Annotated in this window: 8 protein-coding genes; 5 read left to right on the plus strand and 3 right to left on the minus strand. The window is 69.4% G+C overall.

Features of this window, described 5'->3' with window-relative positions:
- The first annotated feature begins 2 nt into the window (after positions 1-2).
- On the plus strand, positions 3-944 hold the full coding sequence (secF, locus tag VI238_RS13430) for a protein translocase subunit SecF (protein WP_331652177.1): 942 nt from the start codon (positions 3-5) through the stop codon (positions 942-944).
- A 135-nt stretch (positions 945-1,079) separates the two neighbouring features.
- Here the strand turns inward: secF and ppk2 are convergent, their stop codons facing one another.
- The 3 genes from ppk2 to VI238_RS13445 form a co-directional block, all read right to left on the minus strand.
- Positions 1,080-1,865 (minus strand): polyphosphate kinase 2, encoded by a 786-nt coding sequence (gene ppk2, locus VI238_RS13435; protein ID WP_331652179.1) that lies wholly within the window; start codon positions 1,863-1,865, stop codon positions 1,080-1,082.
- A 62-nt stretch (positions 1,866-1,927) separates the two neighbouring features.
- Complete coding sequence (moaB, locus tag VI238_RS13440; protein WP_331652181.1) at positions 1,928-2,449, minus strand: molybdenum cofactor biosynthesis protein B; 522 nt, start codon at positions 2,447-2,449, stop codon at positions 1,928-1,930.
- Positions 2,450-2,474: 25 nt separating this feature from the next.
- Positions 2,475-4,565 (minus strand): tetratricopeptide repeat protein, encoded by a 2,091-nt coding sequence (locus VI238_RS13445; protein WP_331652183.1) that lies wholly within the window; start codon positions 4,563-4,565, stop codon positions 2,475-2,477.
- Positions 4,566-4,670: 105 nt separating this feature from the next.
- Between VI238_RS13445 and VI238_RS13450 the strand changes: the two genes are divergently transcribed.
- From VI238_RS13450 to VI238_RS13465, 4 genes are all read left to right on the plus strand, one after another.
- A complete protein-coding gene (locus tag VI238_RS13450; RefSeq protein WP_331652185.1) occupies positions 4,671-6,590 on the plus strand; it encodes a hypothetical protein in 1,920 nt (639 codons plus the stop codon).
- A gap of 98 nt (positions 6,591-6,688) precedes the next feature.
- Positions 6,689-8,704, plus strand: a complete 2,016-nt coding sequence (locus VI238_RS13455; RefSeq protein WP_331652187.1) for a hypothetical protein — start codon at positions 6,689-6,691, stop codon at positions 8,702-8,704.
- Positions 8,705-8,712: 8 nt separating this feature from the next.
- On the plus strand, positions 8,713-10,668 hold the full coding sequence (locus VI238_RS13460) for a hypothetical protein (RefSeq protein ID WP_331652189.1): 1,956 nt from the start codon (positions 8,713-8,715) through the stop codon (positions 10,666-10,668).
- A gap of 170 nt (positions 10,669-10,838) precedes the next feature.
- Positions 10,839-12,019: hypothetical protein (locus tag VI238_RS13465; RefSeq protein ID WP_331652191.1), on the plus strand; the 1,181-nt coding region annotated here is incomplete at its 3' end.

Here is a 12,019-nt window from a genome sequence, read left to right on the forward strand (position 1 = left end):
CCATGGAACTGTTCAATCCCAACAGCAAGATCGACTTCCTCGGCGGCCGCAAGGTCAGCATCGTCGTTTCGGCGATACTGATGCTCGTCTCGATCGGCCTTATCGCGACGCGCGGGCTGAACTACGCGCTCGACTTCACCGGCGGCGTTCTCGTCGAGGCGAAGTTCGAGGAGCCGGTGCAGACCGACCAGGTACGCGCCGCGCTCGAAACCGGCGGCTTCCCGAATGCGCAGGTGCAGAGCGTCGGCGGCACGCGCGAGGTGTCGATCCGCCTGCAGCCGACCGCGGAGCAGAAGGACGCCGACAAGGTCGGGCGCGACGTCATCGACGCGATCAAGAAGCAACGCGCCGACGTGTCGCTCAAGCGCCATCCCGACCTCGTCGGTTCGTCTGTCGGCGCGGAGCTGCGCAGCGACGGCATCGTAGCCGCCGTGTTCGTGATGATCGGCATCATGATTTACATCGGCATCCGCTTCGAGAAGCGCTTCGCGTTCGCGGCGATCGCGAGCGAAATCCACGACACGATCCTCACCCTCGGCTTCTTCTCGCTGACCCAGCTCGAGTTCGACCTGACCGTGCTCGCCGCGCTGCTCGCGGTGATCGGCTACTCGATCAACGACAAGGTCGTCGTGTTCGACCGCGTGCGCGAACTGTTCCGCCTGACCCGCAAGGCCGACCCGTACGAGATCCTCAACAAGGCGATCAACCAGACGCTGTCGCGCACGATCATGACGTCGCTGACGACCTCGCTGTCGATGTTCGCGCTGTACTTCGTCGGCGGCCCGGCGGTCCACGGCTTCGGCCTGACCATGCTCGTCGGCATCGTGATCGGCACGCTGTCGTCGATCTTCTTCGCCAACCCGATCCTCTACTGGCTCGGCGTCTCGAAGACCGACCTCATGCCGGTCACGCGCGAGAACCCGGAACTCGAACGTCGCCCGTGACGGTGTGCTCTCGCCGAGCCTTCAAAGCCTGAAACACGAAGGACACGAAGGACACGAAGAAGAGCCGAGAGGCGAATAGATAAAGGGAGCGCTGCCCATGCGCTCCCTTTTTCCTTGCTTCGTGTCCTTCGTGGTTCAAGCTTCGGCTTCGGATTTCCGTATCCACAGACGCTCGTCGGCGAGGTGCTCCCGTGCGGGCTTGCCCTTCAGCTTCGGCAGCTTGAGCGGTTTGTCGGGCGGCGCGCGCTCGGGCAGCCGGGCGAGCAGGTGGCGGATCACGTCGAGGCGGCCGCGTCGCTGGTCGTCGAAGTCGGCGACGAACCATGGCGCCCACGGCGTGTTCGTCGCCGCGATCATCGCGTCGCGCGCCTTGCCGTAGGCGACGTACTGCTCGCGTGCCTCGAGGTCGATCGGCGAGATCTTGAAGCGCTTGAGCGGGTTGGTCGCGCGCTCGGCGAAGCGCTGTTCCTGGTATTCCTGGTCGACCGCGAGCCAGTACTTGAGCAGGATGATCCCGTCGCCGGTGATGAGCTTCTCGAACACCGGGCAATCCTGGAGGAACTGCCGGTACTGGGCCTTGTTGCAGAATCCCATGACGTGCTCGACGCCGGCACGGTTGTACCAGCTGCGGTCGAACAGGACGAGCTCGCCTGCGGCGGGCAGGTGCTCGACGTAGCGCTGGAAATACCACTGCGAGGATTCGCGATCGGTCGGCCTCGGCAACGCGACGATGCGCGTGTAGCGCGAATTGAGCGGGCCGCTGATCGCCTTGATCACGCCCCCCTTTCCGGCGGCGTCGCGCCCCTCGAACACGAGCACGACGCGTTGCCCGCTGGCGATGATCCAGCGCTGCAGGTCGAGCAGGTCTTCGTAGAGATCCTCGACGGCGTGCTCGTACTCCTTCCGCTTCATTTCCTTCATCGCATCGCTCCGCTGCTGGCGCCGCCGGGCGCGGGTGTCGGGAGACTGGAATGCGGGTGCACTCAGCGCTCGAGCAGGCGCGGCAGCAACCCGGCGAGGTTGCACGGGCGCGTGGTCGCGTCGAGTTGCGCGCGGATGAGCTTCTCCCACGCGGTGCGGCACGCCGAGGTCGAGCCGGGCAGGCAGAAGACGAAGGTGTCGTTCGACAATCCCGCGAACGCGCGCGACTGCATCGTCGAGGTGCCGATCTCCTCGTAGCTGAGCATGCGGAACATCTCGCCGAAGCCCGGCATTTCCTTGTCGAGCAGTGGCCGGATCGCTTCCGGCGTCGAATCGCGCCCGGTGAAGCCCGTGCCGCCGGTGACGAGCACGCCGTGCACGTCGGCGTCGGCGATCCATTGCGCGACGATCGCGCGGATGAGATAGCGGTCGTCGCGCACGATGCGCTTCTCGCGCAGGCGATGGCCGGCCTGGCCGAGCGACAGCGCGAGGTAGTCGCCCGACGTATCGGTGTCGGGCGTGCGCGTGTCCGACACGGTCAGTACGCAGAGGTCGAGCGCGACGAAGTCGGGTTGTGCGGTCATGCGGCCAGCGTAGCGCGTCGCGGCTTCACTGCAAAGGCGCGGGGGCGAGCCCTGCGCGGCGGCGCTCGACCATCCGCGCCAGCAATTCGGCGAAGTCGCGCGCGTAGCCATGCATGTCGAACAGGCCGCTGCGGTCGCGGCGCGTGGCGACCGCTTCGCGCAGCGACGCGCGCAAGGCTGCGTCGTGTCCGAGCCGAACCGCCGATTCGACGAATCCGGCGTCGTCGGGGGCGTTCAGTTGCGCCAGCCCGAGATGATGGTTGAGGCTCGCCGCCACGCGCGAGGCGAACGTGGGTCCGGCGACGGTGAGCACCGGGCAACCGGCCCAGATCGCGTCGGACGCGGTCGTGTGCGCGCCGTACGGCGCGGAGTCGAGGAACAGGTCGGCATGGCGGTAGCGCGCGAGGTAGCTCGCATGGTCGAGTTTCGGCGCGAACACCAGCCGGCTCGGGTGCACGCCGCGCCGCGCCGCTTCGCCACGCAGGCGATCGTCGGCGCCATCGGCGGCGGACAGCAGCCAGAGCACGGAATCGGGTACGGCGCGCAGCACCGAGAGCATGCGTTCGAACGTCGCCGGATCGAGTTTCCAGCTGGCGTTGAGGCAGGCGTACACCACGCCGGACGCGGGCAAGCCGCATTGCGGGCGTGGCGGCGGCGTTCCCACGACGCGCGTAGGGTCGGACGGCTGGAAGCAGCGCGGGAGCCAGGCCACGCATTCGGAGAACTGCGCATGCAGCGACTCCGGCAGCACGATGCGATCGGCGATCACGTAGTCGATCCACGGCGCAGCGAGCGTACCCGGGTACGCGAGCCAGTTGACCTGCAGTGGCGCGGGCCGCAACGCGAGCGCCTCCGGCATCGCGCCGGCGCAATAGCCGTCGAGGTCGAGCAGCACGTCGAGGCGCTCGGCGTGGATCGACTCGGCGAGCCCGCTCGCGCTCGTCGCGTGCGCGTCGTGCCACGCATGCGCCGCCGCGCGCAGGCGCTGCTGCAGCGTGCTGCCGTCGGCGGGCGCAGTCGAGAACAGGTGGATCTCGACCGCCTGTGCGCGCAGCGCCTCCACGAATGCGACGACGAGCAACGCGGTCGGATGGTTGGCGAAGCCGTTGGCGACGAAGCCGACGCGCAGTTGCGCGCGCGGATCGCACGCCGCAGGCCGCCACGCGTTGCGCGTTCGCAGCGCGGCGACCCGCCGCTCGATCGCGGTCGAGTGCGTGCGTGCGCACTGCCACTGTTCGGCCGGGCCGGCGGGCTCGGCGAGGAAGCCGAAGGGCGCGAGCCCGGGCGCGCCGGCGGCGACGCGGGCACGCAGGCGCGTGGAGAGCGCTTCGAGCCCGCGCCAGTCGCACAGTTGGCGGCGCAGGAAGACGAGCTGGCCCAGCGCGGCATCGAGGCCGGGATCCAGGGCGAGTGCGCGCGCGTGTGCGTCGGCGGCTCGCGCGAGCTGCTTTCGCTCCTCGAGCATGAGGCCGCGCTGGTACGGGAAGCGCGCGTCGTGCGGCGCCACGCGCTCGCCCTCGGCATAGGCCGCTTCGGCTTCGGCGTGGCGCCGCTGCGCGGCGAGCGCGTGGCCGAGCACGAAGTGCGCCTCCGGATGGCCCGGCGCGAGCGCGAGCGCGCGACGGGCCGCCCCTTCCGCCGCCGCAGGGTCGCCGAGCGCGAGTTCGGCCGCGGCGAGGTTGCACCATGCGCCGACGTGACCCGGCTGCGCCTGCGTCGCCGCGGCGTACGCGTCGCGGGCACCCGCGAGGTCGCCGATCGCGCCGCGCGCGTTGCCGAGTCCGTTGAGCACGGCCGGGTGCGCCGGGGCGAGCATCAACGCCGCTTCGAGCGCCTCGAGCGCCTTGCCGGCGTCGCCTGCGGCGAGTCGCACGCTCGCAAGATTGCACAGCACGTCGACCGACTGCGGCGCCCGCGCGAGCGCCGCTTCGAGCGCGGCGATCGCATCGGCGCCCCGACCGAGCTGGAACAGCGCGATGCCGTGCAGGCGCGCGGCTTCGGCGTCGTGCGGAGCAAGCGCGCGAAGCCGCGCGGCGTCGGTGGCGGCGAGGTCGGGACGACCGCCCGCGATGAGGTCGGCGATGCGATCCAGATGGGCGACGAGGTCGGGCATCATGCGACATCCTCGCACGGCGGCGCGACCGTGAGCCATCGCGGCGAACCCCGTTGCCTGCGTTCATGGCACGATGCGCCGGATGCGAACGGCACCACGAGCACGCGCATGTCGATCATGAGGCCGGGATGGTGGTTGGCGATCGCGTGCGCATGCTGCGCGCATGCGCCTGCGATCGCGTCGGCCGCGCGGGCGGCGAGCGTGCACGTTTCGGCCGGCAGCGCCGACCTGTCGCTCAATCCCGACGCACTCGCGGCGATCGGCGTGCGTGTCTCGGAGATCGCCGGCGCGCGCACGCACCGGAGCGGCAAGGCCGGCGTCTCGCACGAAACGGCGAGCTTCGACGCCGACGCGCGCACACGTCTCGAACTGTACGTGCGCGACGGCGTCGTCGCCGGTCTCGGCGCGGGCGCGTTGCACTATCCCGGGGGCGTCGTGTTCAGCGCGGAAGGCGCCAAGGTGGACCTGCACGGCTTCGAGATCCGCGCCGCGCGCCGCGATGCGATGGACGTCGCGCTCGCCGATGCGCGGGGCACCGCATGGCTGCTCGCCGACCACGCGCACTACGACGTGACGACGCACGTTCCTGCCGAGCTGTCCGTGCGGCAGATGGACCTGCGCCTCGCGCCCGCGTTCGCCGGCGCGCTCGGCCGACCGCACCTCGCCGGTCGCGTGATCGGCACGCTCGCGTTCCGTGCCGTGCTCGATGCCGCGGACGCCAAGGCGATCGCGGGCGGCCACTGCGATGCGCCATGGCCGGCGCCCGGACGACGGACCAACATCCGGCTGAGCCATTCGAACCTCAGCGGGTTCTGGGATTCGATCTACGTGCCCCGCTGCGGCCTGCCGCCGTTGCCCGGCGGCGGAGCGTGCACCGCCGACAGCACGAACGGCAAGATCGTGATGAGCGCCGACGCGAGCCTGCGCAACGTCGGCGAGACCGCGGTGCCCTGGTACGCGCACTTCAGCGGCGAGCACCCTCCGTACGGCAACGACCAGCATCCGTTCCTGGTGTGGAACCTCTACCGCGTCGACCGCGACGGGCGCATTCGCCAGATCGGCGTGTCCGCCGCCAAGCACGCGTTCTTCTCGATCAACGAGCGCTGCCGCTGCGACGGCGGCAACGTGTTCTGGCCCGGTTGCGAAGACATCTATTCGGCGAGCAGCAACGACAACGGCAGCGGCAACGGCGAGCAGAACCTCGCGCCGCGCGCGGAAATCGTGCCGTTCACCGCGCAGTGGGCGCGCTGCGGCTCGGCCTGGGACCGCGACTGCGACGGACGCATGGATGCCGGCAGCGGCGCGCAGGACCTGTACCGCTACCGCATGCTCGTCGACGAAAGCGACCTGCTGCCGCCGCTCGCGGCGGGTGCGCGCTACTTCTTCGAATACTGGTACGTGGTGCGCGACGACGCGGACGTCTACGACACGATGGGTTACCGCGAGATCCGCCCGCGCAAGCGCGGCGCGGCGTGGCAGGTCGAGCTCGTCGGTGCGAACGCGCAGGACCACGACTTCTTCCTCGGCCCGGTGCTGAACCGCTGGGTCGATCCGGCGCGCGAGGATGCGACGCGCACGAACAGGGAACTGCGCACGCCGCGCGGCCGCGCGCGTGTCGCCGCAGTGGCGACCGATCTCGGCGACGGGCGCTGGCGCTACGAGTACGCGGTCATGAACGTCGACTACGCGTTCGTGCGGTTCGATCCGCAGCATGCGCGCGAACCCGACCTGAAACTGCTCGAGACCCACGGCTTCTCCTCGTTCGAGGTGCCCGTGCCCGTCGGCGCGACGATCGAGGCGACGCGGTTCGACGATGCGGACACCGCGTCCGAAAACGATTGGGTCGTGCATGCCGGCGATCGCGCCATCGGCTGGAGCGCCCGGTCCGCGCGCGATTCGCTCGCGTGGGGGACGCTCTACCATTTCGAGTTCGTGACGCGCGGCGCGCCGGTCGTCGCGAACGTGACCCTCCACGCCGGCGGCGACGCGTCGCCGCACGTGGTCGAAGCGGTCGTCCCCTCGCGCTGATCCGGGCCGCGTCGCCGCACGCGCGCCTGCATGCGACGCGGGTCCGTCCGATGGGCTGTGCTAGCCTTCACGACCTGGCACCGCCATGGGGAAATGGCATGGGCATGCGCTTTTGGATACCCGGGCTGCTGTTCGTGATCGCATCGGCGTGCGCGCTCGCCTCTCCGCGCGGACGTCCGCCGGCCGGCGCGGCCGAAGGCACCTGGTTGACCTGGGGCGGTCAGGCGTCCTTCGGCTTCAACCCCGACGCGCTCGCATCGCTCGACCTCAGCATCGCGTCGGCGGCAGGCGCGATCGCGCGCACGCACGGCGCGCCCGGCAAGCGCTATGACGCGACCACCTTTGCCGCGCTCGATGCCGGAGCGCTCGAGCTGATCCATCGCGGGCCGACGATCGTCGCGATCGGTGGCGGCGAACTGCGCTTCGGTGGCGGCTTCGTGCTCGCGCATCCGGGCGGCTCGATCGACCTGCGCGGATTCGCCCTGCGCGCCGATCCCGCCGCGCGGCTCGGCATCGCCGTGGTCGATGCCGGCGGCCGCGTGCTGTTCACGGCCGACCACGCGCACTACGGTTTCGACGAGCAGGGACCGGGTACGTTCTCGATGTACAACATGAACCTGCGGCTCGCCGCGGAGTTCGCGCATGCGCTCGGGCGCCCGGATCTCGCCGGCTTGCCGGTCGGCAGCCTCGAATTCAGGGCGCGCGCGCAGATCGGTCGCGACGAAGCGCTGTCGCCGGACGGTGGCGTCTGCAGCGCGCCGTTCGAGGGCCCCGGCCTCGTCACGAACATCGCGTTGATCTACGACGACGCCGCCAGCGGCTGGACCGGCCACGACGATTCGGTCTACGTGCGCCGCTGCGGGTTGCCGCCGTTGCCGAACGGAGGCTCGTGCACGAGCGCGAGCACGAACGGCAAGGTCGTGATCGACCAGGATTCGAGCCTGCGCAACGTCGGCGACACCGGCGTCGCCTGGTACCAGAAGTTCACGAGTCCGTCGCCGCCCTACGGCAACGACCAGCACCCGTACCTGATCTGGAACCTCTATCGCGTCGACGCCGCAGGACGCATCAAGCAGATCGGCGTGTCCGCGGTGAAGCACGCGTTCCTCACGATCAACTGGGCGCACGTGAACGGCGAGTGCGGTTGCGCCGAAGGCCACGTGATCTACCCGACCTGCGAGGACACCTACTCGCTCAGCAACAACGACAACAGCAGCAGCGGCGGCTCGCAGCAGCAGAACCTCGCGCCGCGCGGCGAAGTGATCCCGTCGAGTGCGATCTGGGGCCGCTGCGGCTCGGTGTGGGACGCCAACTGCGACGGCGCCATGGATGCCGGCAGCGGTGCGCAGAACCTGTACGACTACCGCATGCTCGTCGATGAAAGCGACATGCTCGCACCGCTCGCGACCGGTGCACGCTACTTCTTCGAATACTGGTACATCGTGCGCGACGACGCGGACATCTACGACACGATGGGCTACCGCGAGATCCATCCGGCCAAGAACGGGTCGAGCTGGCAGGTGAGCCTCGTCGGCGCGGATGCGCCCGACCACGACTTCTTCCTCGGGCCGACCCTGAACCGCTGGGTCGACCCGCTCGCGCCGTCCGCCAACGCGATGAACCGGGAACTGTCGACGCCGCTCGGGCGCGCGCGCATCGCGGTCAAGGCGACCGACCTCGGCGGCGGCCAGTGGCGCTACGAGTACGCGGTCATGAACTTCGACTACGCGCACGTGCGCATCGATCCCGCGCATCCGGCGGAACCGAACCTCAAGCTGCTCGAGAATCGAGGCTTCGCCCGCTTCGGCGTCCCGCTCGCGGGCGGCGCGTCGGCGAGCGCCGTGCGCTTCGACGATGCCGACAACGACGCCGGCAACGACTGGGTCGCATCGATCGCGGGCGGCACGATCACCTGGAGCGCGCCGGTGGCGGGCAACACGCTCGATTGGGGACGCCTCTATCATTTCGAGTTCGTGTCGAATGCGCCGCCGTCGTCGGCGACCCTCGACCTCGTCGGAGCGGCGACCTCGACGGAACCGGACATCGGCTATACGCTCGACCTGCTCGCCCCGGTCGCTGTCGACGACACGATCTTCCGCAACGGTTTCGATTGAGTGATCCCATGACCGCAACCGTCTTCCTGCTCGCGCGGCGAGGCTGCCTCGCGCTTTCGTTCCTCCTCGGCGGCGTCGCCGCCCCGGCGGCGTCGGCCACCGACACGCACGACTGGCTCGACGTCTCCAAGCGTCTCGCCCACCTCGGCGGCGGCGTCGATTTCACCCCGCACGGCACGCAACCCGGGCTGTTCAACGACCTCATCTATTCCGACAACTGCGCAGCCTGCCATCGAGGCAACGACGCGGCGCAGACGTCGTTCCGCCCCTATTCGACGTGGGCGGGTTCGATGATGGCGAATGCGACGCGCGATCCGCTGTTCTGGGCCGCGCTCGACATCGCGAACCACGACGTGCCGGGATCGGGCGACTTCTGCCTGCGCTGCCACACGCAGCGCGGCTGGTACGGCGGGCGCGTCGTCAAGGCCGGCTTCGGCAACCCCGACAACGACGTCACGCTCGGGAGCGCGGGCTGCCTGCTCGCCGGCCAGTACGATTCCGCCGACGACCTCGATTCGGACTTCGGCGGCACGACGTGCCACTTCTGCCACCGGCTCATGCCGCAGGGGCCGCTCGGCGAGGCGGGCTACATCGGCAATGCGAATGCGTGGGTCGACGACGCGGATTGTCCCAATACGGGCGAGTTCGAGCCGTGCCGACGTGGCCCGTACACCTATGCGAACGGCGACTCGCAGCCGCCGCATGCGTGGGTGCAGTCGACGTACCACACGCAGAGCGAGATCTGCGGGCTGTGCCACGACGTGAGCACGCCCGATACGTCGAGCGGGCCGCTGAAGACGCTCAAGCTCGCGAACGGTACCGACACCGGCCTGCCGTTCCCGATCGAGCGCACGTTCTCGGAATGGCGACAGAGCCAGTACGCGCAGGAACCGCAGCAGACCTGCCAGGGCTGCCACATGCCGATGAGCGAGGACCCGAACGCGAGCGCCTGCGTGTTCACCGGCTTCCCGAACCGCAGCGGCAACCTCGCCGTGCACGCGTTCGCGGGCGGCAATACCTGGGTACCCGGGATCATCAAGGGCCAGTACGGCGCCGGCATCGTAGCCAACGGCGGTATCGACCGCGCCGCCTCGTTCGACCAGACGACCGCGTGGGCAAAGCAGATGCTCGCCGGCGCCGCGGTGCTGACGACGACGATCCAGGACTACACGCCTCCGGGTGGATCGACACCCGGATCGATGGCGGTGCAGGTGAAGGTCACGAACCTCAGCGGCCACAAGCTCCCGAGCGGTTACGCGGAGGGACGCCGCATGTGGCTCAACCTGCAGGTGCGCGATGCCGCAAACGCACTCGTGTTCGAGAGCGCCGCCTATGACCCCGCGAGCGCGACCCTGACGAAGGACGCGCAGGCGCGCGTGTACGAGGTGCTGCACGGCATCTACAACCACAACGGCAGCAACGCCTGCGATATCGAGGACGGCGGCGGCAGTCCGATGTTCCATTTCGTGCTCAACGACTGCATCGCGAAGGACAACCGCATCCCGCCGCTCGGTTTCCGGCCCGCGACGGTCGACGACCCGAACGGCTACTCGCTGCGCCCGGTCGGTGCGACGTATCCGGAGACGTCGCCCGGGTCGGGCGTGCTCGTCAACTACGATACGGCGCCGTACGCGATCACCGTGCCCGCCGGAACGACGGGACCGCTGACCGTGACCGCGCGCCTGTACTTCCAGACCTCGAGTCGCGATTACATCGAATTCCTGCGCGACCAGGCCGAGGCGAACGGCACGCCCGCGGAGAACGCCCTGTGTGCGAGCGGTCCGGGCCGCCCGTTCGCGGTCGGGCCGCAGGACACGTCGCGCGGCCAGTACGTGTACGACCTCTGGAGCGGCGCCGCCGGGGGAGATCGGGTGTTCGCCGACGGGTTCGACGGCGAGACGGTCTCCTTCTACGGCAAGTCGCCGCCGGAGCTCATGCAGGCGGCGACCGCGACGACGCCGTAGTTTTGCTGCGACGCATCACGCGGCGGCCGGCAGCGGTGCTAAATTCGAGCTTTGTGCCGCGGAGCGACGACCGTCCGGTTGCCGCGCGCGGTGGCAGGACGCTGCCGACACGGCATGAACTTGGTCCGTCCACGCCCGTGGACGGTCGATCGATTGCTTTTGGGGGCTCGATGAAGCGTCTTATCCTCTCCGTTTGCATCACGATGGCCTGTGTTTCGGCCGCCCACGCCGGACTCGCCGATCGCACCGCGCGCATTGACCCGGCCACCGTCCAGGCGTGGTCCGCATGGGGCGGCACGATGGGCGTGCGCTGGAACTACGACCTGATGGCCAATCTCGGCATCCGCGTCGAAACACGCACCGGCCAGCTCCAGCAGACCGACTACCGCGGCCACGAGTGGTTCTCGCTGCGCCAGGCGGGCGGGCTGGAATTCCTCGTCCGCAACGACTCCCTGCAGCGCTTCCGCGACGGTTCGCTGCGCATGAGCGGCGGCTACGTGCTTACGCTCTCCGACGGCTCGCGCATCGATCTGCGCGACGCCACGCTGCGCGTGAACGCGAAGAACCCGAACGTGCTCGACCTCGTCTCGAGCGACGGCAAGGTCTGGTTCTTCACCGACCGCATCATGTTCGAACTCGCCGACGACAACCGCACGCTCGCCGTGCGCGCGGCGGACCTGCGCATCTCGAGCGACCTCGCACGCCGCCTCGGCGCGCCGCAATCCGACGGCTGGGAACTCGGCGACTTCGCGATGAACACCGAAGTCAACATCGTCGGCAGCAATCCGGGTCCCGAACGCTCGTGCTCGGTGTACCCGTGGCCGAACGTCGACGTGCCGGGCGTGCCCGGCGCGAAGTACCAGGCCGACCTGTTCATGCAGAACTTCTCGATCTCCCCGGTCGGCTGCCAGACCTGCACGGGCCCGACGGGAACGGGCATCGCGGCGTTCGCGCCGTCGTCGACCCTGCGCAACAACGTCAACGACGGCACCGCGCAGGCGACCGTGGCGGGCGATCCGCTCGGCACGAGTTCGGCGCTCTACACCGCCGACATCGCCTGGTACACGAAGTTCTCGGGCACCAACGCGCCGTACAACAACGACCAGCACCCGTACCTGATCTGGAACCTCTACCGGATCGACCCGAACGGCGGGATCTCGCAGATCGGCCGCTCCGGGGTCAAGCACGCGTTCCTCACGATCAATTCCGGATGCATCAGCCAGTGCGGCGGCAGCCACCAGCTCGGCCTCGGTTGCGGCGATACCTACGGCACCGGCAACAACGACAGCCCGGGCGACATGGGCCCACGCAGCGAGATCATTCCGGCGACCGGCCAGTGGGGGCGCTGCGG

This window comes from Dokdonella sp. (assembly GCF_036518555.1).
Classification (GTDB): Bacteria; Pseudomonadota; Gammaproteobacteria; order Xanthomonadales; family Rhodanobacteraceae; genus Dokdonella_A.